The following is a 23,000-nucleotide window of genomic DNA, read 5'->3' on the forward strand; positions in this document are numbered from 1 at the left end:
CGCGAAGGCAGCCCCCCCATCCGTCATTCCCGCGAAGGCGGGAATCCACCCCACCAGCCACTACCCGTTCAGCCCCGCCGCATGAGCCCACCCACTCCCCGCATCTACGTTGCCGGCCACCGCGGCATGGTTGGCGCCGCCATCGTGCGCACCCTGCAGGCACAAGGCCTGCCCGCCAGCCAGCTCATCACCCGCACCCATGCCGAACTGGACCTGACCGACCAGGCCGCCGTGCGCGCCTTCTTCGCGCAGGAACAGCCCGACCAGGTCTACCTGGCTGCCGCCAAGGTGGGCGGCATCCATGCCAACAACACCTACCCGGCCGACTTCATCTACCAGAACCTCATGATCGAGGCGAACGTGATCGAAGCGGCCTTCCGCGCGGGCGTGAAGAAGCTGCTCTTTCTGGGCAGCAGCTGCATCTACCCCAAGCTCGCCGCCCAGCCCATGACCGAAAGCGCCCTGCTCACCGGCACGCTGGAGCCCACCAACGAGCCCTATGCCATTGCCAAGATTGCCGGCATCAAGCTCTGCGAAAGCTACAACCGGCAGTACGGCGCCAGCCACAGCGTGGACTACCGCAGCGTCATGCCCACCAACCTCTATGGCCCGGGCGACAACTACCACCCCGAAAACAGCCACGTGGTGCCCGCACTGATCCGGCGCTTTCATGAAGCGCAGGCCCAGGGCACGCCCGAAGTGGCCATCTGGGGCACGGGCACGCCGCTGCGCGAATTCCTGTACGTGGACGACATGGCCACCGCCAGCGTGCACGTGATGAACCTGGCGCCCGCCGTGTACCAGCAGCACACCCAGCCCATGCTCAGCCACATCAACGTGGGCTTCGGCAGCGACCTCAGCATTGCCGACCTGGCGCGCGCCGTGGCCGCCACCGTGGGCTACACCGGCAGCATCCGCTTCGACACCAGCAAACCCGACGGCACGCCGCGCAAGCTGATGGACAGCGGCCGCCTGCACAGCCTGGGCTGGAAAGCCCGGGTATCGCTGACAGAAGGGCTGGCCCTGGCGTACCAGGACTTCCTGCAAAACGCACCGCGCTCCGTCTGACCCGACAGCCCCCGCCCGCCCCCCGCCGTTCCCTATCCCCGCTACTCCCGATCCCCGTCATTCCCGCGAAAGCGGGAATCCACCCCCGACGGCCCCAAGAACCCACCGCAGCGCCCACCCGCCACCCGACCCCGATGACCCAGCCAGCCAACACCCCCAGCCCCGCAGCCCCCAAAGTCGCCCTCATCACCGGCGTGACCGGGCAGGACGGCTCCTACCTCGCCGAACTGCTACTGGAAAAGGGCTACATCGTGCACGGCATCAAGCGCCGCAGCAGCCAGTTCAACACCCAGCGCGTGGACCACATCTACCAGGACCCGCACGAACGCAACGCGCGCTTTCACCTGCACTACGGCGACCTGACCGACAGCAGCAACCTGATCCGCATCGTGCAGGAAACGCAGCCCGACGAGATCTACAACCTGGGCGCCCAAAGCCACGTGGCTGTCAGCTTTGAAAGCCCCGAATACACCGCCGACGTGGACGCCCTGGGCACGCTGCGCCTGCTGGAAGCCATCCGCATCCTGGGGCTGGAGAAAAAGACCCGCTTCTACCAGGCCAGCACCAGCGAGCTGTATGGCCTGGTGCAGGAAATTCCCCAAAAGGAAACCACCCCCTTCTACCCGCGCAGCCCTTATGCCGTAGCAAAGCTCTACGCTTACTGGATCGTCGTCAATTACCGCGAGGCATACGGCATATACGCTTGCAATGGAATTTTGTTCAACCACGAATCACCACGCCGCGGCGAAACTTTTGTAACGCGCAAGATCACTCGCGGCCTGGCCAACATCGCCGAAGGTCTAGATAGTTGCCTATATATGGGAAACTTGGACGCTTTACGCGACTGGGGTCACGCCAAAGACTATGTGCGCATGCAGTGGATGATGCTTCAGCAAGAAAGAGCAGAAGATTACGTGATCGCAACCGGAACCCAATTCAGCGTCCGCCAATTTATCCAAATGGCTGCTCTAGAGCTTGGAATCACTTTGCGCTTTGAAGGCGAGGGCGTAAACGAAAGAGCAATCGTAGCCAGCAAAGACGGAAACAAAGCTCCCGCAATAGAAATTGGCCAAGTGCTTGTGAAGGTAGACGAAAGATATTTCCGACCGACCGAGGTCGAGACACTACTGGGCGATGCATCCAAAGCTCACCAAGCACTCAACTGGAAGCCCGAGATTTCCATCCAATGCCTCTGCAAAGAGATGATGGAGATCGACTTAACGGAAGCACGACAACAAAAGATGCTTCAGTTGCACGACCACACAAAGATCTTGAATAGCACAATCAGAACCTAAAAATTTCAACCAGAAGCAATCCACCTTTCACGATGACCAAAGATCAAGCGACAGAAAGAAGCCCGAACACCGAGCGCATCGTCATTACCTACGGCACATTCGACCTCTTCCACATAGGACACCTCAATTTATTGAAAAGACTCCGCAACCTAGGAACTAAACTAATCGTAGGAGTTTCCACCGACGAATTCAACTCAAAAAAGGGAAAATCCACAATAATACCCTTTGCAGACAGACTGGAGATCGTCAAAAACATTAAGTATGTCGATCTCGCCATCCCGGAAATAACATGGGAACAAAAAATCGAAGACATCAAAAAATATGATGCAAAGATATTTGGCATTGGAGACGACTGGGAAGGGAAATTCGACAACCTCAAAGCCTATTGCGAAGTCAAGTACCTAAAAAGGACTGACAACATCTCAAGCACCCTTATAAAAGGATCCTTTGAACCATTAAAAAAATCTCACATACTTGAACTAAAGGCAGCCCTAGACACAATCCAATCAATTATTGAGAAGCTTGAATGAAAAATGCTAAAAAAACTGGCCAAAACATCGACTGCACTACTAGTCATTCAGATATCTAATGCGCTCATACCTCTAACGCTGTACCCATATTTCTCCCGCCAACTAGACAGCGCAGATTTCGCGGCCATAATTCTTGGACTAACCCTACTAGCTGTCGCCAACCTTATAACTGATTTCGGCTTCAATCTTTCTGCAACACTAGCCATATCCAGAACAAAAATCTTAGAGCAAAGAAGAAAGATTTATGGCGCAGTGATTTTGAGCAAGTTTTTGCTCGCAGTATTTTGTGGTCTATTGGTAATACTTTACTCCAAGGTGTTTACCGAGAACAACCATGAAACACAGAAGTTCCTCGCCCTTTTAACACCAACCATTATCGCAGTGAGCATCCAGCCTACATGGATACTACACGGACTCAATCGATTAGCAGCCTACGCCGCATCGAATCTCTTATTCAGATTCACTCTGATTTTCGCAATCTTGTCAGGACATACAATCTCTGACAATTTGACAAATTTCGCAATAAAATTATTTTTTGCGAACCTCATGATAGCAATATTCGGATGGTGGATTGCCGCATCTATAAGAGAGACGCCATCAAAATTTGACGCAGAAACAATAAAAACAACAATCAAAAACTCTCTGCCTTTCTTTTTTTCCCGAAGTGCCGTATCGGCGTATACATCTGGAACAACATTATTTATTGGAAGCACGTTCCCCGGCGCCCAATTAGCCCTATATGCCACAGCCGAACAACTATATAAAATTGGACAACTACTCGTAGGCACATTATCACAGGCTATATACGTAAACTCCGGCATGGATGGCACTCGATTTTTTATCAAAAAAATTTCAATAGCCACCGGAGTGATTGCAGTTATTGGGGTTTTTCTTTCCTATGTCTATGGAGGCCTAATTTTATCAGCCCTTTATGGACCAAACTTCTCCCAAGGCGACAAAGTTCTTCTGATTTTCTCCATCACCTTTCTGGTGACTTCGATATCAACTCTTTATGGATACCCTTTCTTTGCGGCCATAGGAAGAATCGACATCGCAAACAAAAGTGTAATGATCGGCGGGCTAATTCAATTGACCCTGCTTTTTGCAATTTGGCAAACAGGGGAACATCTAATAACAACCGTAGCAGCAACAATCACAGTTACTGAGCTTGCCGTACTAACCTATCGCTTATACTTCGCCAATCAAACAAAAAATCAATGCTTAAGCAATTAATTTCCGACCTAAGGCTATTGCGAATAGACGCACTATCCATAGTCATTTATTACCCCTTCATCAGAATCGTTTACCAATTAAGCCTGATCTTTCCAAAGATCACACCCAATTTCGTTACTATTTTTGGACTCCTTCAATTCCTACTAATAAGCACACTATTTATCTTTAGCAAAGATCCAAGATTTTTATCAATCGGCCTAATGATATTTGCCTTGGCTGATGTTTGCGATGGCTTCCTTGCAAGAAAAAGCGGACTAACATCGAAAGTCGGGGCCATACTAGACATTGTTAGCGACCGTTTCATTTTTTTTCTTTTCTCTGCGCAATTAGGCTTTTACCATCTATCAGTCAAAGTCGACATAAATTCCGCAGGGCTTTTGTTCGCATATTGCTTTTCGTTTATATTCCTCGACACAATACACCTAATCGCACAACAAGCCAAGCAACAACTGGGAATTTCAAACCAAATCAAAGATCGAAAAAACAAATGGTGGCTAAATCAAGAATTTCGCTTTACCAGCTATCTATTCATTAGCATTTGGATATTCGATGAAAAGAACCACACATGGGCAGCCATCGCAATCTCAATGGTATTCATGGACTACCTATCCTACGGAATAAAATCAATCAACACTTTTAGGAAATCAAGGCAATGACCTTTTTTATCAAGGCCTTGCTATTTTGCACATTCTCGCTGCAGACCATCATATTTCTACCAATTGGATCAACATCTAACATAGGCATTGCAATCATCGGATGCCTCTTATTGTTATCGAAAATTGATACCAGAAGTTCAGTAAAAAAGACAAGCCTACTGCCTGTAGCACTTGGAGTAGCTGCATTATTAATACAACTTTATTATGCCGCGATCGACCCCAAATCCACACTCTCTTACCTTCAATTTTCCTTCTTCGTTTTTGCAGCGACCGTAGTTTTTTTGTTTGGTATAAGAGCACCTACAAGCCGAACTATTGATTCAATTTCTTCGGCAGCGAAAGCATCATTCATATTAGTCTTCTTTGTAGCTTTCGCTCAATACGCAGAGCACTTAGCGACTGGCGGAACTACCATTTTCGATTTGGTCAGTCGACACCAAATAAACGATAATTTTTATATCCGAAATCAAATTGTTTCAGGCAATTTCAGATCCATTGGACCTTATTATGAACCATCATATCTGGCAATGATGATCTTGTTCTTTTGGACCATCATATCAGTCGCACAAAAACAAAAATTGTTCTTTTATGATTTTCTATTGGTTTGTAGCGCAATAATTGCAAGCTCGTTCCTATTGGCCGCAGCAACTTTTCTTTTGCTCACTTACAAAGCCATAGCCGGCAAGAAAATAAAAATTAAAACCCTGCCAATCTACATTGCCGCAATCCCATTATTTCTTGGCATAGCCTACTTCATAGCGGACACAACAGGCTACCTGAATAGATTAACCGAATTTCAGAATGAAGGCTCTTCGGCTTACTTCCGGCTGATCGCCCCATTAAAAATCATTCAATACGTTCTCTTTGAAAGAATTTCACCCCTTCCAATTGGAACACTCGATAGCGTTCTCTTCCAGTTTGGACTGGTGGACGAAGCAGGCAAGACTTTCGACAACGGCTACTATATTGTTATTGCGAATTTCTCTTGGCTAGGCGTGCTTCTTCTAACCTACTTACTCTTCCAACTAGGGAATAAAATCAAGGAATCAATGCGCATTAGCAGCATCAGGGGATTGATACCGCTATACGCAGTCATTCTGCCATTATTTAATGGATTAATATTTTCTCCTGAATTCTGCCTGATTGTATTGACGCTAATTATTCTGTGGAAACATTCTTATGATAGAAGAGCCTGACATCTCCATCATCAGCATAAGCCATAAAAACCTTCAGGGATTACGGGAAACTTTTTGCAGCTTAACGCCAATACTTAACAGAGATGACCTGAGGATCGAATGGTTTGTTGTAGATGCAGAATCAAACACGCAAACCCTTGAGTTTCTAAAAGAAACCTCCGCCACCCTAAAGAACTTCAATTTTATATTTGAAAAAGATCAAGGGATCTATGATGCCATGAACAAGGGGGTCAGAGCCGCAAGAGGAAAGTACATTTGGTTCCTCAATGCAGGGGATTTGGCGACAAATAACATTGACGCAAATACATTCATCGAACCAATCAAAGACGCGCCCGATGCAATATTTTTTGACGTCTACTATGATTACGGAAAGAAGAAATACCTAAGAAAAGCAAAGCCTATAGAGTATGCAAGATATGGAATGCCGGCAAATCATCAGGGGATAATTTATAACCGCAAATTTTTGAAAAAAACCCATATCCTTTAAAGTACGGAATATCAGAGGACTACTGGCTTTCAGCAACCCTTCTTAGCCAAAAATCGAACTGCATCGTGGTCAACAAACCCATATCCTACTTTTCGGTGGGCGGCACCTCCACAAAAAACTACAAGCAAGTCTGCAGTAGCATGGCAAGAATTCAGAAGGATGTAATTAAGAAAGGCTCGATCGCGATAGGCATAGATTATGCAAGAAGATATACGGTCATGACTGCGAACTACATAATCAACCAAATACTGAACCGCCCTTGATACCGGTGTTGATATTGATGGTCACACGAAATCCAAGGAGAACAAAAACTCATTCAACTCTAATTTTTGAAAAATAATCTCAATTCCTTAATTTGCCCTTTACCTTTGCAGCAAAATTGATTTGGAATAAATGAAAATTTTAGTCTACGGGATCAACTTTGCACCCGAATTAAGTGGCACAGGGAAATACGTTGGAGAAATGGCCGCTTGGCTTTCTGCTAGCAAGCACGATGTGCGAGTCGTCACTGCATCGCCTTATTACCCAGATTGGAAAGTAGCGCAGGGATACAAAGCAGGTTCTTATCAACAAGAAAGACGGCTCGGGCTCACGGTGTTTCGCTGCCCGTTGTGGGTGCCAGCCAAACCCACCGGACTCAAACGCTTGCTGCATCTCGCCACTTTTGCAGCCAGCAGCCTCCCGGTACTGCTGGCGCAATGGCGCTGGAAGCCTGATGTGGTCTGGGTGGTGGAGCCTCCTTTCATGTGCGCGCCGGCCGCGCTAGTGTTTGCGCGTCTGCGCGGCGCAGCTTCGTGGCTGCACGTGCAGGACTATGAGGTCGACGCCGCCTTTGACTTGGGCCTCATCAAGGGGGCCCTATTGCGCCGCTGGGTAGAAGCGGCAGAGCGCTGGTTGATGCACCGCTTCAGCCGCGTCTCCACCATCTCTGGCCGCATGCTGGCGCGGGCCCAGGCCAAGGGTGTTGACCCTACTCTTCTGGTGAGCTTTCCCAACTGGGTGGACATCAGCGGCATCGCACCGCTGGCCGGCCCCAGCCCTTACCGCGAAGAACTGGGCCTGCCCACCGATGCGGTGGTGGTTCAGTATTCCGGCAACATGGGCAACAAGCAGGGGTTGGAAATTCTGGCCGACGTGGCCCGGCGCCTCGCCGACGATCCGCAGGTGCATTTCGTGTTTGGTGGCAACGGCTCCGGCCGGGCCGATCTGGAGGCGCGCTGTGCCGGCTTGCCTCAGGTGCGGTTCCTGGATTTGCAGCCGCTGGAGCGGCTCAACGACTGGCTTGGCCTGGCCGACGTGCATTTGTTGCCGCAGCGCGCCGATGCGGCTGACCTGGTGATGCCTTCCAAGCTGACCGGCATGCTTGCCAGCGGGCGGCCGGTGCTGGCCACGGCCCACCCGCAGACCGAACTGGGCCGGGTGGTCGCGCACGACGCGGAATGTGGCGTGGTGGTGCCACCAGAAGACCCGGCCGCCATGGCCGACGCCTTGCGCCAACTGGTGGCCGACCCGGCCCGCCGCGCTGCGCTGGGTGCCAACGGGCGCCGGTATGCAGAACGCGAACTGAACCGTGACGTGATACTGGCGCGCTTTGAAGCGCAGTTGAAGGCTTTGGTGGCAGAAGGCAAGCCGCAGCCGTGACGGTGCGGCCGGCCTGGGTGGCGCCTGCGGGGCGCCTGGCGTGGGTGCTGGTGGTATTGGCCGCAGCGTATGCCGTGGCCCTGTACCAGCCGGTACGCGCCTGGTACAGCAGTTGGGACAAGGTGGCCCATGGCGTCGTGTTTGCCGGTGTGTATGGCGGCCTGGCTTGGGCGCTGCGCTGGCGGCCCTGGGGCCTGGCGGTGCTGGCTGCGGCCATGGGGGCGGCGGTGGAAGTGCACCAGATGTTCATGCCCGGGTTCTCGCCCAGTTGGGCCGATTGGGCGGCGGATCTGGTGGGGATTGCGGTGGCGGCTGCGGTGTATGGGGTGGGGTTTGGGCGCGTGGATTCCCGCATTCGCGGGAATGACGGAGAGGGGCGCGGGAGCGACGGAGAGTGGGACGGGAACGACGGTCAGCGGGGCGGGGGTGACGCAAAGGCGCTCGGGAATTACGGAGAAGCGTGCGGGGATGATGGTGAGGGGTGTGGAAATGCTGGAGAAGTTGATGGGGATGGTGAAGATGGGGCGGCAGATGGAGTGCAAACGATGAATGAAGCGGTGATTTCGGCTGGGCGCATGGGCAGTGGCCGCGCGGACGGTTTGAGTGGCTTCGCTTGGGGTGCCGGTTTGGCACTGGTATTGGTGGCAACGCTGTTTCGGGCGGGCAACCGGTTTGTGCCTTTGATGGTGCTGGAGTGGCTGGCGCTGGGGGTGTTGGTGGCGCTGGTGGTGGGCTGGGCGGCTGGGCGGTCTGGGTTGGGGGCGGTGGATTCCCGCGTTCGCGGGAATGACGGGACGGCACGCGGGAATGGCGGACTGGTGGGCGGGCATGCGCGCTGGCATGGGGTGGCGCTGGGGGTTTTGTTGACCGCGCCTTTCTGGTGGGCAGGTCTGCAGTTGTTGCCGGTGTTCGGGCCCATCAGCCAGGTGCCGGCGAGCACCTGGCTGTCGATGTTGGCGGGTTTGCCGGTGGTGGCCTGTCTGGCCCTGCCCTTGGCCGCCAATGACCGGCAGTTGCGTGCGCTGCTGTGGGCCTGGCTGGGTGTGGGTGTGTTCCAGGCCGTGCTGGGCCTGCTGCAACTGGGCTTCCCGGGCCTGCTGTTCGATCCGGACTACAAAGCACCCGTGCTGGGCACGTTTGGCAACCGCAACGGCCTTGCCAACTTTCTCACGATGCTGCTGCCTTTGCTGTTGTTGAACCTGCTGGGTGCCGCGCCGGGCGGGCGCCGGCGGCGGGGGCAGCCGCGCCGCTGGGGTGCGCGCTGGGGCTGGGGCGCGGCCTTGTTGCTGGTGGTGGCCTGCCTGCTGGCCACGTTGTCGCGCATGGGCATTGCCACCGGGGCGCTGGTGGTGGTGCTGGCACTGCTGCTGTGGCGCACGGTGGGCGAAGCTGGGCAGGGGCCTCGCGTCTGGCTGCTGGCCTTGCCGGCACTGCTGGTGGGCCTGGCGCTGCTGGCCGGTGGCTGGGAATGGCTGGCCCGGTTTGACGCCGACCGCCTGGTGGCCGACGACGCCTTGCGCGCGCTCAACCGCGCCAGCACCTGGCAGGCGGCGCAGGCTTTCTGGCCCTGGGGTTCGGGCCTGGGCACCTTCAAGCTGGTGTTCCCGCCCTTCCAGGCGCCGGAGCTCGGCGGGTGGTTTGTGAACTTTGCTCACAACGATTACCTGGAGTTGCTCATGGAAGGCGGCGTGCTGGTGCTGCCCCTGCTGCTGGCCCTGGCGGTGCTGGTGGTGCAGCGCCTGGGCCGGCTGTGGGCAACCCGCCGCCAGGGCGCGGGCCCAGGCGGTTGGCGCTCTGCCGACGCTTTGGCCTTGGCTGCCGGGCTGGCGCTGCTGGCGCAGGCGCTGCACGCCTGGGTGGACTACCCGTGGCGCATTCCGGCCAACGCCATGCTGGGGGCCTTCATGCTGGGGGTGTTTCTGCGCCGGCCGGGCCGTTCGTCAACCGAGTAACGGTGGTCTTTTCAGGGCTTTGCGGGCAGGGTGCCCCGCTAGAATGACTTTTCGCACGACGGGCCACCCACACACCGGTGTGACGCCCTCACACCGCAGGGCATGTGGCGTGCTTCATGAGACAGGGATGTTCGCAGGATGATTGAAGGTTTGCAGCAGTTTTGGGGTCGGCCGTTGTGGCGCGGCACGGTGGTGGCCGGGGGGCTGTGTGCCCTGGCCGCCGTGGCGTCGGCGCAGGCCCAGCAGCCGCTGCAGGCGTCGGTGGACGCGAGCCGCCAGCCCGCCCTGGCCGACCCGACCACCGCCCCCAGCGCCCTGCCCGCGGCCACCCCGGGTGCCGATGGCACGCTGCCCCCGGCGGCCGATGCCGCCGCCACGGGCGAGCCGCAGCCGCTGAATTCACTGGCCGGCGTGGGCACCGACTACCGCATTGGCGCCAACGACCTGCTCGAATTCGACGTATTCGGCGTGCCCGACATGAAGCGCACCATCCGCGTGAATTCCACCGGCCTGGTGTCGCTGCCGCTGATTGGGGCGGTGCCTCTGGCCGGGCTGACGGCCCAGCAGGCCGAGGCCTTGCTAGCCCAGCGCTATGGTGAAAAGTACCTGCAAGACCCGCAGGTGTCGCTCTTCATCAAGGAATTCACCACCCAGCGCATCACCATCGAAGGCGCGGTGCTCAAGCCGGGCATCTACCCGGTGACCGGGCAGATCACGCTGCTGCGCGCACTGGCGCTGGCCGGTGGTTATGCCCAGTACGCCGAGCTGGAACAGATCATGCTGTACCGCATGGGGGCCGACGGCAAGCAGGTGTCGCAAAGCTTCAATCTGGAGCAGGTGCGCGCCGGTGAAGTGCCCGACCCGCTGGTGCAGTCGGACGACGTGATCGTGGTCAAGCGCAATCCCAAGCGCACGGCGCTGCGCGATTCGCTGTTCCGCGACATCATCGACACGATCAACCCCTTCTCCAACCGCTGAGGGGTGCCCCGGTGGGCACGGTGGCGGGCCGGGTGCCGCGCTACCGGCCCGGCCTGCGGATCACACGCCCCCTGCGCCTGCAGCTGTCACACCCTGTTCCGGTTATCTGAACCATGGCATCGAACGAACTGACCCCCCATCCGCAGCAGCCGCCGCAACCGCCCGGCGGTGCGCTGGCCATGCGCCAGGGCCACGCCCTGCAGACGGCGCTGTTGCAGCGCGAGGAGGCCGAAGCCCAGGCGGCCGCAGACGACGAGATCGACCTGCGGCAGATTCTGCGCACGCTGGCCAAGCACAAGGGCATGATCGCCGGCATCACGCTGCTGGTGGTGCTGGCGGCGGCCATCTACACGCTGCGTGCGACGCCGTTGTACCAGTCGACGGTGACGCTGCAGATCGACCGCTCGGCGCAGAAGGTGGTGGGCTTCAACACCGACATGGAGGTGGACCAGGGCGCCGCGTCGGACCAACTGCAGTTGCGCACGCAGACCGAGCTGCTCAAGAGCCGTTCGCTGGCCGAGCGGGTGATCGACGAGCTGGGCCTGTACAAGCGCGACGCCGCCGCGGTGCTGGGTGCCGCTGTGCCGGCCGGCACGGGCGAAGAGCCCAACCCGCTGGACGCGGCCAACGCCGAGGTGCCAGAGCCGACCTTCTTCGCCATGCTGGCGAACAACTTCCGCCAGCTCTTCACCCCCGCCACCAGCGACGAGCAGGCCATCGGCCGCGAAGAGACGATCAAGGAATTCCAGGAATCGGTGACGGTGGAGCCGGTGCGCAATTCGCGCCTGGTGGAAGTGCAGGTGCTCAACAGCGACCCGGCCCTGGCCGCGCGCATCGCCAACCAGATGGCCAAGGCGGCGATCACGGTGAGCCTGGAGCGGCGCATGGAATCGTCGGTGTACGCGCGCCAGTACCTGGAAGACCAGATCAAGCAGGCCAAGGCCAAGCTGGAAGAGAGCGAACGCCAGATCAACGACTACGCCAAGAAGAACGAGATTCTCAATCTGGGCGACAAGGGCAACGCCACGGCGCAGACCTTTGTGGACTTCTCGGCCGCGCTGGCCAAGGCCGAGCAGGACCGCATTCGCGCCGAGGCGGTCTACAACGAACTGCGCAACCGCCCCGAAAGCGCCCCGCAGGTGCTGAACAACGAGGCGATCAAGACCTACAAGACCGAAAAGGCCCGCCTGGAGGCCGACTACGCCAAGAACCTGTCGATCTACAAGCCCGACTTCCCGGCCATGGTGCAGGCGCGGGCCCAGATTGCCGAGCTGGACAGCCGCATCAACACCGAGGTGGCCACCATCCTGGGCGGCATCAAGGCGCAGTACGAAGCGGCCAAGAGCCAGGAAGGCCTGCTGCGCACGCGCGTGGCGGCCACCCGCTCGGAAGTGCAGACTGTGCAGGACCGCAGCGTGGACATGAGCCTGCTGCAGCGCGACCTGGACACCAACCGCCAGATCTACGACACGCTGCTGCAACGCCTGAAGGAAGTGAGCGTGACGGCCAACATCGCCACCAACAACCTGTCCATCGTGGACGAGGCCAAGGTGCCGCTGTTCCCGCACAAGCCCAAGCCGCTGATCAACCTGGGCCTGGGCCTGGTGCTGGGCGCTTTCCTGGGCATGCTGGCGGCGCTGCTGCGCGAGCAGCTGGACGATTCCATCAAGCACGCCGACGAGGTGGAAAGCTTCTTCCACCTGCCGCTGCTGGGCTGGATTCCGATGACCAAGGCCGCCAAGGGCAGCAACGAGGCAATCGCCCTGCAGACCCACACCGACCCGCGCGGCGCGTTCGCCGAGGCCTACCGCTCGATGCGCACGGCGCTGCAGTTTTCCACGCCCGAGGGCGCGCCCAAGCGCCTGATGGTGACGAGCTGCGGCAAGAGCGAGGGCAAGAGCACGACGGCGCTGGCGCTGGCGATCAACTTCGCGCAGCTGGGGCAGCAGGTGCTGCTGATCGACGCCGACATGCGCAAGGCTTCGCTGCACAAGTCGCTGCGCATGCCCAACGACAAGGGGCTGTCGAACCTGCTGTCGGGCGATGTGGCGGCCGAAAGCCTGATCCAGCCGACGGCGATTGCCAACCTGTCGGTCATGCTGGCCGGCCCGACGCCACCCGATCCGGTGGAACTGCTGATGGGTCCCAAGCTGATGATGCTGCTGGACAAGGCGGCCGAGTTCGGCTTCTCGCAGGTGATCATTGACGGGCCGCCGCTGCTGGGCATTGCCGACGCCATCGTGCTGGGCAACCAGATCCAGCACATCATCTTTGCGGTGAAGGCGGCAGAAACCAAGAAGTCGAGCATCAAGGACGGCCTGCGCCGCCTGCGCAACGCCGGGCTGGCGCCCATGGGGGTGGTGCTCACGCACGCGCGCCACGAACATTCGCCGGGTTACGGCTACGGCTACGAGAGCTACTACGGCTATGGCGACGACCACGCCGCTGGCGCCAAGCGCCCGAAGCTCGAACCGGGCCTGGCGCGGCCGGCCACCCCGGCACGCGCCGGCACCCCGGCCGCCTGATCCGGCACCGCGCACGGTATGGCCCGCGCCGCCGGCTCTGCCGCACCGATCGACGCCCAGGGCCTGCGCAAGGCCTTGCTGGACTTCGAGCGCACGCCAGGGCGCTTTGCGGTGGTGATGCGCGAGCCGCGGGTGGTGTTTGAACACCCGCTGCCGGTGCTGCAACTGGCGGCCGGCCGTTCGGTGCCGGCCCTGCAAAGCCTGGGCGAGGTGCCCACCGAACTGCGGCGCGCCGCGCGCTTTTTTGTGCGCACGGTGATGCTGCGGCCCGGCGCCGATCACTACAGCCTGCTGGGCCTGACGCCCGACGCCGACGCCGATACGCTGCGCGAGCACTACCGGCTGATGATCCGGCTGACGCACCCGGACTTCGCCTCGCCCGACGATCCCTGGCCGGCCGACGCGGCGTCGCGCATCAACATCGCCAACGACGTGCTGGGTTCGCCGGTGCGCCGATCGGCCTACAACGCCACGCTGGCCACGCCGGCGCCGGCCGAAGCCCCGGGCAGCAGCCGGCGCGCCGGGCCGGCCACGGTGCCGCCGGCGCGCAAGACCACCCCGGCGGTGCGCCCGCCCCGCCAGAGCCGCCGCACCGTGCGCCACGACCGCTGGCTGCGCCGCGCCAAGGTGGCCGCGATGTCGCTCGGGGCGGCGGGAGCGGCGCTGGCCCTGCTGTGGCTCAACCCGCCCAGCCGCGACACCTCGCTGGTGGCCCGCGCGCCAGTGCCCGCGCGGCCCGTGCCGGCACCGGCCTCCGAAGCCCCGGTGATGGCCGCGGCGCCCGCGCCCGCCCCCGCAACGGAAGCCCCAGCGCCTGCGCCGGCCACGCTGCTGGCCGCCCAGGCGCTCACCTTCGTCCCGCAAGGGCCCGCCCCGGCGGCGCCCCCTGAGCCCTCGCCCCCACCGGCCAGCGAACCGGCACCGCCGCCCGCGCTGACCCTGGCGCCATCGCCTGCGGTCGCACCGCCCGCCCCCGTGGCGCGCGTGCAGACGCCCCGCCCCAGCCCCCCCCCCGCCCCGGTGGCCGACGCAACACCGCCCCGGCAGGAAGCCGTGGCTGCGCCCAAAGCGCCAGCATCTGCGCCGATATCTGCGCCCGCATCTGCCCCAGCGCTCGCAAACGCCTCGCCACCACCCGCCGAACCGCCGCCCGCCCCTTTGGCGCTGGTGGAAACCGTGGCAATGGCCGCCAGGCCGGCGCCCAGGGCTGTGGCCGAGCCGCCCGCGGGGCCGGTGGTGCCGCGTTTCAGCGAAGTGCAGCCCACGCTGGCCCGGCTGACCCGATCGATGCAGAGCGGCCTGGGCGTGCAGGTGGCGCAATGGATCCACCCCACCTTCCGCAACACGCGCGAAGCGCAGGCCTTCGTCTACGCCTTTCAGGACCGGCTGGCGGGCTACCGCGTGGCCGACATCCCGCTGATGACGACGCGGAGCTGGGAAAGCGGTGACCGGCTGGTGGTGGACATGCAACTGCAGTTCCGCGTGGAAGACATGGGGGGTTCGCAGAGCCAGCGGCCGATGAATGTGCAGGCGCACTTCGTCCAGCGCGATGGCAAGGCCACCCTGGTGCAACTGATGGTGCCGTCGCGATGAGTGTTTCCGTTTCTCCCCAGGCGGCCATGGGCCCGAAGCTGCTCGGCGGGCTGGCGCTGGTGCTGGCCCTGTGGCTGGGCTGGCAAGCCTGGGTGCGCAATCTCGACGAAGCCTGCCGCCTGAACGAATGGCCGTATCTGGCGCGCTGCGCCGCCCAGCATGACGCCCCGCCGGCAGCGCAGGCCGCCGCCTTGCTGCAGCGGCTGGCGGACAACCCGGGCGACTCCAGCGCCGCCGTGGCGCTGGCCGTGCTGGCCAGCGAGCAGCCCGACGGTCGCGTTGCGGGGGTGGACGCCGACGCCGCGCTGGACGCGGCCCTGAAAGTGGCACCGCAGAACGGCGCCGTGCTGAGCCTGCAAGCCAGCCGCGCGCTGCGCCAGCAACAGTGGACGCAGGCGCTGGACCCGCTGATCCGCCTGACCCAGTTCCACCAGAGCAACGCCGCCGCCAGCCTGATCGGGCAACTGATGGCCAACGCGGCGCAGGCGCCCGGCCTGCAGCAGGCCCTGGAGGCCGCCGCCCAGACCGACGGGCGCTGGCTCGCCCGCGTGATCTACCAGATGCCCAAGGACAAGATTCCTGTGGCCCACGCCATGCCGGCGGTGGCGCAGGCCATGGCCCATGGGCGGCTGGACACGGCGCTGGGGCGTTTTCTGATCCAGCGCCTCAAGGCCGACGGCCAGTGGCTGGAGGCCTACGGCGTGTGGCAACACCTGTGGAACCGGCCGCTGGCGCTGCTGTTCAACGGCGACTTCGAACAGGCCTTTCTGCCGGGCGGCTTCGACTGGGAACCCGGCCAGAACAACGCCCACCGGGCCGGCGCGCAGGTGATGCGGGCTGGCCGCAGCGACCGCGGCCAGGTGCTGCAGGTGAGCTTCACCGGCCGCCCCATGGCCGCCTACGTGGTGCGCCAGGACATGCTGCTCACGCCGGGCAGCTACCGGTTTTCGGGCGACTACCGCGTCAGCGACCTGCGCAGCCAGCAGGGCCTGGCCTGGGTGTTCGCCTGCGCCAGCGGCAACCGGGAAATTGCCCGCACCGCGCCCATGCTGCCCGAAGGTCGCAACTGGCAGAGCCAGACGCTGGACTTCACCGTGCCGCCCGACTGCGGCCTGGGCGTGACGCTGTCGCTGCGCACGCAAGCCCCCTACGAGGCCACGGCCGGCATGCGCGGCGACGCGCTGTTCGACCGCCTGCGGCTGGAACGCCGGGAAGGAGGCAGCCCGCCATGATCGACCTGCACAGCCACATCCTGCCGGGCATCGACGACGGGGCCAAAACACTGGCCATGGCGCTGGAGATGGCGCGCATGGCGGTGGATGACGGCATCCACACCATGGCCTGCACGCCGCACATCTACCCGGGCATGTACATGAACGACGGCCCGGGCATCGAGCGGCACCGCAACAACCTGCAGCGCGTGCTGGACATGCAGGGCATCCCGCTGAAGCTGGTGGTGGGTGCCGACGTGCACCTGGTGCCCGGCCTGCTCGACGGGCTGCGCGACGGCCGCATCCCGACCCTGCACCGCACTCGCTACTTTCTGCTGGAGCCGTCACACACGACGCCGCCGCCGCGCTTCGAGGATTCGGTGTTCGACCTGATTGCCGCCGGCTACACCCCGGTGATCACCCACCCGGAACGCCTGACCTGGGTGGAAAACCACTACCCGGTGTTCCTGCGCCTGATCGAACAGGGCGCCTGGATGCAGGTGACGGCCGGGGCGCTGACGGGCATGTTCGGCCCACGGGCGCGCTACTGGGGCGAGCGCTTCCTGAACGAGGGGCACACACACATCCTGGCCACCGACGCGCATTCGAGCGGGCGCCGCGTGCCGGTGCTGTCGGCGGCTGTGGCCATCGCGGAGCAGGCGCTGGGCAAGGAAGAGGCGCTCAATCTGGTGGTCAACCGGCCCCGGCTGATCCTGGAAGACGGTCCGCCAGACGCCATTCCTCTACCTGAAACAGCAAGCACACGCCGTAACGGTTTGAAAAACTGGTGGAACCGGTTGTTGCATCGCAAAAACTGAGTCTTAGAATGAACTTATGGCCGGAATCTCCACTTGACCGGCATGTCCCGTGCAGGTATAGTGGTTTCGACTTTGCACTTTTTTTTGGGGGTGGGAAATGAAGAAATTCGCAATCGCTTTGATGGCCATGGCCGCTTCGGCTGCCGTGATGGCCGAATCCAAGCCCTACGCCACGGTGACCTCGGTCTCCGGCGTGGTGACCGTGGCTGACAAGAGCCAGATGCTCAACGCCAAGCCCGGCATGGTCCTGAGCCAAGGCGCTTCCGTGCTGACCGGCAGCACCGGCATCGCCACGGTGCAGTTCGCCAGCGGTTGCGCCGCCACCGTGAAGCCCGGCCAGATGCTGGCTGTTCAGGAAGCCGAATGCTCGGCCTCCCACGCCCGCGCCACCGCACCGATGGTCATCGGCGGCGGCAGCAGCGCTGCCACCGGCGGTGAAGGCCTGAGCGGCATGAGCACTGGCGGCATGATCGCCTTTGGCACGGTGTCCGTCGTGGCCCTGCACGAAATCACCAAGGGCAAAAGCAAGAAGCTGAGCGGCGAATAAGCCCTCAGGTGCTTGGCACCCCAAAAAGGCTCCTTCGGGAGCCTTTTTTTGTTGCAGATCTGCCATCCCGCACCGAAGCGGAATGTGCACAAAGTCACGGTCAGCGCGGCCAGAGCACCCACAGTTGCAGCGGCTGCTTGAGCGCTGCCGCCGTGAGGTAAGCGGGCTCGTGCCACTCCCCCCAGCCGGTGAACAGGTCGGCCCGCACAGCGCCCACGATGGCGCTGCCCGTGTCCTGGGCCAGCACCAGCTTCTGTTCGGTGAGCGTGGGGCCCGGCGTGGCCAGCCACACCGGGGTGCCGTAAGGGATGCTCTGCGGGTCGACCGCGATGGAGCGCCCGGGCGTCAGCGCCACCCCTTGCGCCCCTTTGGGACCAAAACGGGCGTCCAGTTCGGACAGGACTTCTTCGCGGAAGAACACGGTGCGGGGGTTGCGCCAGAGCAGGTCGTTGACGCGCGCCGGGTTGGCACGGGCCCAGGCCCGGATGGCTTCCCACGAACCTTCGCGGATGGCGCCCTGGTCCAGCAGCCAGCGGCCCACGCTCTGATACGGGTGGCCGTTGTGGCCGGCAAAGGCCAGGCGCACCTGGCGGCGCTGGCCGTCGGGTTCGGTGATGTTGATCCGGCCGGAGCCCTGGATCTGCAGCACCAGCGCATCGATGGGGTCGGCCAGCCAGGCAAGGGCGCGGCCGCGCAACGCGACCTGGGCCGCTGGCAGGGTGTCGATTTCCTGGCGGCTGTACCAGCGCTGCCCGCTCAGACCCGGAGGCGGCGCGTACAGCGGCACCCGGTAGGTGGCCGAGGGTTGGCGGCTGGCGTCGAGCACGGGTTCGTAATAGCCCGTGAGCAGGCCGGCGGGCGGGCTGCCGTCGGTTTCGGCGACGCGGTAGGGCTGAAAACGCCGTTGCACCCAGGCCTGCTGTTCGGCCAGCGAGGCGATGGAGAGCTGGCGCACTTCGGTGCACAGGCCGAGCTGGCCGGGCATGCCGGCCGCATTGGGCCGCTCGCAGCCCTTGAGCCAGGCGTTCCAGGCATCGTAGAGGTTGTCCTGGCCCCAGCCGGGCAGATCGGCCCAGCGCACGGGCAGCCACAGGCTCTTGCCGCGCGGGATGGCGGGCGGCAAGGGGCCGTCGTCGGCCGGAACTTGTGTGCCGCCGCCCACTCGTTCAGGGTGCGGGGTGGGTTCGGGCAGCAGCGCGCAAGCCGCGAGGCTGCCTACAATGCCCGCGACCAGCAGGGTGCGCCCGACACGGTGCCAGCCTGATTCCGTTTCCCGGGGTTGCCCGCCAGCCTCTTTGCCTGTTTGCCCGCCCATGCTCTTGTTGTTGGTTGAAGCGCTGCTGGCGCTGGTGTTGCTGATCTTCATCGTGTGGTGGACCATGTTCTCCGGCCGCAAGCAGGGCGAGGTGCCCGGTGGCGACACGCGCGAAACGCCGTCAGGGTCCGCGCCGCCGGCACCGCCAGACCGCGAGCCGCCACGGGGCTGAAACGCGAGGCCGGCCCTCACAGACCGCGCAGGGCATTGGCGAGTTCCACCGCGGACTTGACGCTCATCTTGTCGAACACGCGCGAGCGGTGCACTTCCACCGTGCGCACGCTGATGTTGAGCCGGTCGGCGACCAGCTTGTTGGGCAGGCCTTCGATCACCAGGCGCATGACGTCGCGCTCGCGGTCGGTCAGGCTGTCGACCCGCTGGCGCATGTTCTGCACGGCCTGGCGCTCGGACAGCACCTGGGCCGAACGGTCGATCGCCTGTTCGACACGGTCGACCAGGGCGTTGTCGGAAAACGGCTTTTCGCAGAAATCGAAGGCACCGCGCTTGACCGCGTCGACCGCCGTGGGCACGTCGGCGTGGCCGGAGAGGAAGATCACTGGCATGGCCGCCTGCCAGGGCAGTTGCAGCAGTTGCTCGAACAGCGCCAGCCCGCTCATGCCGGGCATGCGCACGTCGAGCAGCAGGCAGGTGGGCACATCGGGCTCGCGCGCGCCGGCCTGGATGTCGGCCCAGAAGGCTTCGGCGCTGTCGAAGCCGACGGACAGCAGGCGCCGCGTGCGCAGCAGCCAGGCAAGGGCCTCGCGCACGCCAGCGTCGTCATCGACCAGGTAGATGCGGGCGTCGGTGTGCGGCGTCATGCCTCTATATTAGCGAGGCGCCCCGCCCCGTCGGGGAGGCCCAACCCCACCCTCTGCCCATGACACCTCTTGAAGCCCGGTTTTGCACCGAATGCCAGCTCGATCCCACCCGGGTCGGCGGTGGGCTGCTCAGTGACGATCCGGTGATCGAACGGCGCAGCCCGGTGCGCATCGCGGGCGCTGGCTTCGACGACCGGCGGCCTGTGCTGGCGCAACTGGAGGCGCTGGAGATCACCGAGCCGGCCCGGTTCGCGAACGCGGTCATCAAGCTGGCGAACGCCTATGCGCTGGCGAAAAGCGCCGGCATTGCGCAGGTGGTGCACCCCGGCTTCGAGTTCCTGCCGGACGACTGCCAGGTCGGCCCCGTGCGCTTCGTGACCCGCTGCGGTGCCGGTGCGCGCGTGCTGCAGAACAACTTCTACTACACCCCGCCGCTGGCGCCGTTGTATGCCCGGTGCATGCCGCTGCGCCGGGCGGTCGACGCATTGGGGGCCTGCATGACGCTGCCCTGCGGAGACCGGGCGCCGCCGCCCGCCGACGATGCTCACCTGTTCATCCACCTGCGGGCCGGCGACGTGTTCGGTGAAGGCGTGGTGCACCCGCTCTATGCCCAGCCGCCGCTGGCCTTTTACCAGCGCGTGCTGGCGGCGCGGCCATGGTCGCGCGTGACGCTGGTGCGCGAGGACGACCGCAACCCGATCACCGCCCCGCTGATCGACACGCTGCAGGCGATGGGCATACCACTCCACCAGCAAAGAGGCACGTTGCGCGAGGACCTCGAAACCCTGCTGACCGCACGCCACCTGGTGATCGCCCGGGGCACGTTCATCTACCCGGTCCTGATCTGGTCGCGTGCGCTGCAGCAGGTTTATGCCTTTGACAGTTTCAGCGCCAGCGAATGGTGCTTTTTCCCGGCGGAGCAATACATCGCCCTGCGCGAGCGCGACGGTGACGGTCTGCCGGCCGACGCGGCGTTCCAGGTCCGGGTGCTGCAGGACCGGACGGGCCGCTACCGCGAACAGGTGCTCCGGCGCTGGCAGAACAGCCCGGCGCAGCGGCAGATGATGCTGGACTACCCGGTGACCGACATCAGCGGCTAGGCCGCCGGCAGCGTGAAGCGGAAAACGGTGCCGCGTGGTTCGGCGGGCTCGTGGCTGAGCGCGCCGCCGTGCTGCTCGACCACCGTGCGGCACAGCGACAGCCCCAGGCCCATGCCTTCGGTCTTGGTGGTGAAGAACGGCGTGAAGAGCCGCTCGACAACATCGGCGCTGAGGCCCTGCCCGTGGTCGGTCACCGCAAACTCCACCCACTGCTTGCGGGGCGGCAGGCCCTCGCCTTCGGCCGGTGTGCCGCCCAGTGCACGCACGGTGCGCACCGCGATGCCCAGCACGCGCAGGCCGGAGCGCAGCGGCGGATCGCCGTCGGGCATGGCCTGCATGCCGTTGCGCGCGAGGTTGAGCAGCACCTGTTCGACCATGGTGCGGTCGCACGCAACCGCGGGGCACCCGGGTTCGATGCGGACCTGCACGCGAACGCCAATTTTTTTGGATTGCAGGGCCAACAAGGGCTGGATGGCGTCGATCAGCAGGGCCGGCGGCACGGCTTCGCGCGAACGCTCGCGGCGCCGCACGAAGTCGGCCACGCTGCGGATGACGCGGCCCGCGCGTTCGGCCTGCTCGGCAATGCGGCGGATGCCTTCGCGCAGTTCGGCCACCGGCACGGCATCGCCGTCGGCCAGCAGGTTGAGCGAGCCGGTGGCATAGCTGGCCATGGCGGCCAGCGGCTGGTTGAGTTCGTGGCTCAGCAGCGAAGCCATTTCCCCCATGGTGGCCAGGCGGGCGGTGGCCTGCAGCCGCTCCTGCGAGGCGCGGTTGAGTTCTTCGGCGCGGCGCTGTTCGGTCTGGTCGATGACCGCGCTCATCCACCCGGTCTGCACGCCGCGCGCGTCGATCAGCGGCGCCTCGATGATGAGCACCGGCACGCGGGTGCCGTCGCTGCGCTGGAACACCGATTCCCAGCCCTCGCGGGGCAGCGCCTGGCCGGCCAGGCGCACCGCCTGGCGCTGCTGGTATTCGCCCACCAGTTCGGGCGGCCACCAGGGCGCGGGCAGTCCGCTGCCAATGAGCTCTTCGGCGCTGAAGCCGACGATCTGGCAGAAGGCGGGGTTGACGTAGGTGACGCGGCTGTCCATGTCGCGGGCGCGCAGGCCGGTGACCAGCGAGTCCTCCATGGCCTTGCGGAACGCCAGCGCTTCGGCCAGTTCGGTCTCGGCCTGCTGGCGGCGGCGGATGTCGCGCCCGAGCAGGAACAGCACCGCCAGCAGCGCCAGCGACAGCACCCCCACCACGGCGGTGAGCACGTTGGGGAACAGCGCGTAGGCCACACGCGGGCTTTCCAGACGCACCATCAGCGTGTGGCCCTGCAGGTCGAGCAGGCTGTTGGCCACCAGGGTGCGGCGCGTGCTGGTGGCGGTGCTGTAGAGCGCCAGGCGGGTGCCGTCGGCTTCGGTGAACGCGAGGCCGCGGTTGCGGATGAGGTTGCGGCTGGTCAGCTCGGACAGCAGACCGGGCAGCGAATAGGTGATGACGGCAAAACCGCTGGCAGCCCCGGCCCGCACCACGGGCATGCACATCTCCATGAGTTCCATGCCCTGGCCGCCGCTGAGCGGCCAGAAATAGCTGGAAGCGAACGCCGGGCCCGAAACCCGGCGGGCGCTGTCGCAGGCCTGGCGCACGTCGACCAGGGCCTGGTCGCGCGGCAGGGCGCGAAACAGATCGGGCTGGAAGGTGGAATCGCGCGCCGCGAGCAGGCGCAGGGCGTTGTCGCGCCACTCGATGCGCACCATTTCCCGGTGCTGGAACAGCACCTCGGCCGCCGCATGCTCCCAGGCTTCGGGGGTGCCCGCAATGTGGTGCAGGGACTGCAGGGTCTGCACGTTGCGCAGCAGGCCGCTGCGGATGTCGCTGGAGAGCGCCGCGGCATCGGCTTCGAGCGCCGTCTGGTCCCGGCTCTGCTCGTACTCGGTCGCCAGGAACACCAGCACGGCCAGCAGCACCAGCACCAGGGCCAGCAGCAAGCCCCACAGGAGCCAGCGGCGCGAGCGGAAAAACAGCTTCATGCCCGGCCCCGGGCAGCCC

20 protein-coding genes and 1 pseudogene are annotated in these 23,000 nt (G+C 62.7%); 18 read left to right on the forward strand and 3 right to left on the reverse strand.

All coding sequences use genetic code 11. From position 1 onward, the window contains the following. Positions 1–81: 81 nt before the first annotated feature. From fcl to L0977_RS07255, 16 genes and pseudogenes are all read left to right on the forward strand, one after another. Complete coding sequence (gene fcl / locus L0977_RS07190) at positions 82–1,068, forward strand: GDP-L-fucose synthase (protein ID WP_234264177.1); 987 nt, start codon at positions 82–84, stop codon at positions 1,066–1,068. Positions 1,069–1,202: 134 nt separating this feature from the next. Next, on the forward strand, positions 1,203–2,363 hold the full coding sequence (gmd, locus tag L0977_RS07195; protein WP_234264178.1) for a GDP-mannose 4,6-dehydratase: 1,161 nt from the start codon (positions 1,203–1,205) through the stop codon (positions 2,361–2,363). 32 nt (positions 2,364–2,395) lie between these two features. Further along, the gene (locus L0977_RS07200) at positions 2,396–2,893 is read left to right on the forward strand and encodes an adenylyltransferase/cytidyltransferase family protein (RefSeq protein WP_234264179.1); all 498 of its coding nucleotides are present in this window, start codon (positions 2,396–2,398) and stop codon (positions 2,891–2,893) included. Positions 2,894–2,896: 3 nt separating this feature from the next. Next, positions 2,897–4,126, forward strand: coding sequence for an oligosaccharide flippase family protein (locus tag L0977_RS07205; RefSeq protein WP_234264180.1), 1,230 nt, complete (start codon positions 2,897–2,899; stop codon positions 4,124–4,126). Beyond that, complete coding sequence (locus tag L0977_RS25675) at positions 4,111–4,782, forward strand: CDP-alcohol phosphatidyltransferase family protein (RefSeq protein WP_442786616.1); 672 nt, start codon at positions 4,111–4,113, stop codon at positions 4,780–4,782. The genes L0977_RS07205 and L0977_RS25675 overlap by 16 nt, the downstream gene beginning before the upstream one ends. Further along, positions 4,779–5,978: a hypothetical protein gene (locus L0977_RS07210; RefSeq protein ID WP_234264181.1), complete on the forward strand. Its 1,200-nt coding sequence runs from the start codon at positions 4,779–4,781 to the stop codon at positions 5,976–5,978. Before L0977_RS25675 ends, L0977_RS07210 begins: the two co-directional genes overlap by 4 nt. Beyond that, a complete protein-coding gene (locus L0977_RS07215) occupies positions 5,962–6,465 on the forward strand; it encodes a glycosyltransferase (RefSeq protein WP_234264182.1) in 504 nt (167 codons plus the stop codon). Before L0977_RS07210 ends, L0977_RS07215 begins: the two co-directional genes overlap by 17 nt. Positions 6,466–6,858: 393 nt before the next feature. Next, positions 6,859–8,106 (forward strand): glycosyltransferase WbuB, encoded by a 1,248-nt coding sequence (locus tag L0977_RS07220; protein WP_234264183.1) that lies wholly within the window; start codon positions 6,859–6,861, stop codon positions 8,104–8,106. Positions 8,107–8,228: 122 nt separating this feature from the next. Beyond that, positions 8,229–8,393, forward strand: a pseudogene (locus tag L0977_RS25680) (VanZ family protein); the annotation flags it as partial. 339 nt (positions 8,394–8,732) lie between these two features. Continuing rightward, complete coding sequence (locus L0977_RS07225) at positions 8,733–10,058, forward strand: O-antigen ligase family protein (protein ID WP_234264184.1); 1,326 nt, start codon at positions 8,733–8,735, stop codon at positions 10,056–10,058. Between the two features lie 150 nt (positions 10,059–10,208). Then, entirely contained in the window at positions 10,209–11,036 is an 828-nt protein-coding gene (locus L0977_RS07230; RefSeq protein ID WP_234264185.1) for a polysaccharide biosynthesis/export family protein, read from the forward strand. 113 nt (positions 11,037–11,149) lie between these two features. After that, positions 11,150–13,561 carry a GumC family protein gene (locus L0977_RS07235; protein WP_234264186.1) on the forward strand — a complete coding sequence of 804 codons (2,412 nt, stop codon included), beginning with the start codon at positions 11,150–11,152 and terminating at the stop codon, positions 13,559–13,561. Positions 13,562–13,579: 18 nt separating this feature from the next. Then, positions 13,580–15,154, forward strand: coding sequence for a J domain-containing protein (locus tag L0977_RS07240; RefSeq protein ID WP_234264187.1), 1,575 nt, complete (start codon positions 13,580–13,582; stop codon positions 15,152–15,154). Then, entirely contained in the window at positions 15,151–16,386 is a 1,236-nt protein-coding gene (locus L0977_RS07245) for a hypothetical protein (RefSeq protein ID WP_234264188.1), read from the forward strand. The genes L0977_RS07240 and L0977_RS07245 overlap by 4 nt, the downstream gene beginning before the upstream one ends. Continuing rightward, the gene (locus tag L0977_RS07250; RefSeq protein ID WP_234264189.1) at positions 16,383–17,183 is read left to right on the forward strand and encodes a tyrosine-protein phosphatase; all 801 of its coding nucleotides are present in this window, start codon (positions 16,383–16,385) and stop codon (positions 17,181–17,183) included. Before L0977_RS07245 ends, L0977_RS07250 begins: the two co-directional genes overlap by 4 nt. 97 nt (positions 17,184–17,280) lie before the next feature. Then, positions 17,281–17,730 carry a hypothetical protein gene (locus L0977_RS07255; RefSeq protein WP_234264190.1) on the forward strand — a complete coding sequence of 150 codons (450 nt, stop codon included), beginning with the start codon at positions 17,281–17,283 and terminating at the stop codon, positions 17,728–17,730. A 100-nt stretch (positions 17,731–17,830) separates the two neighbouring features. On the opposite strand, the gene mltA is transcribed toward L0977_RS07255, so the two are convergent. Beyond that, a complete protein-coding gene (mltA, locus tag L0977_RS07260) occupies positions 17,831–19,111 on the reverse strand; it encodes a murein transglycosylase A (protein WP_234264191.1) in 1,281 nt (426 codons plus the stop codon). Here mltA and L0977_RS07265 point away from each other — a divergent pair. Continuing rightward, a complete protein-coding gene (locus L0977_RS07265; RefSeq protein ID WP_234264192.1) occupies positions 19,044–19,217 on the forward strand; it encodes a hypothetical protein in 174 nt (57 codons plus the stop codon). The two genes, mltA and L0977_RS07265, sit on opposite strands and share 68 nt — an antisense overlap. Positions 19,218–19,233: 16 nt before the next feature. Here the strand turns inward: L0977_RS07265 and L0977_RS07270 are convergent, their stop codons facing one another. Continuing rightward, the gene (locus L0977_RS07270; RefSeq protein WP_234264193.1) at positions 19,234–19,863 is read right to left on the reverse strand and encodes a response regulator transcription factor; all 630 of its coding nucleotides are present in this window, start codon (positions 19,861–19,863) and stop codon (positions 19,234–19,236) included. 59 nt (positions 19,864–19,922) lie between these two features. On the opposite strand from L0977_RS07270, the gene L0977_RS07275 reads away from it, so the two are divergent. Continuing rightward, positions 19,923–20,963, forward strand: coding sequence for a hypothetical protein (locus tag L0977_RS07275; protein ID WP_234264194.1), 1,041 nt, complete (start codon positions 19,923–19,925; stop codon positions 20,961–20,963). On the opposite strand, the gene L0977_RS07280 is transcribed toward L0977_RS07275, so the two are convergent. After that, positions 20,960–22,981, reverse strand: coding sequence for a two-component system sensor histidine kinase NtrB (locus tag L0977_RS07280; protein ID WP_234264195.1), 2,022 nt, complete (start codon positions 22,979–22,981; stop codon positions 20,960–20,962). The two genes, L0977_RS07275 and L0977_RS07280, sit on opposite strands and share 4 nt — an antisense overlap. Between the last annotated feature and the right edge of the window lie 19 nt (positions 22,982–23,000).

This window comes from Hydrogenophaga sp. NFH-34 (assembly GCF_021401345.1).
Taxonomy (GTDB): domain Bacteria; phylum Pseudomonadota; class Gammaproteobacteria; order Burkholderiales; family Burkholderiaceae_C; genus Hydrogenophaga; species Hydrogenophaga electricum.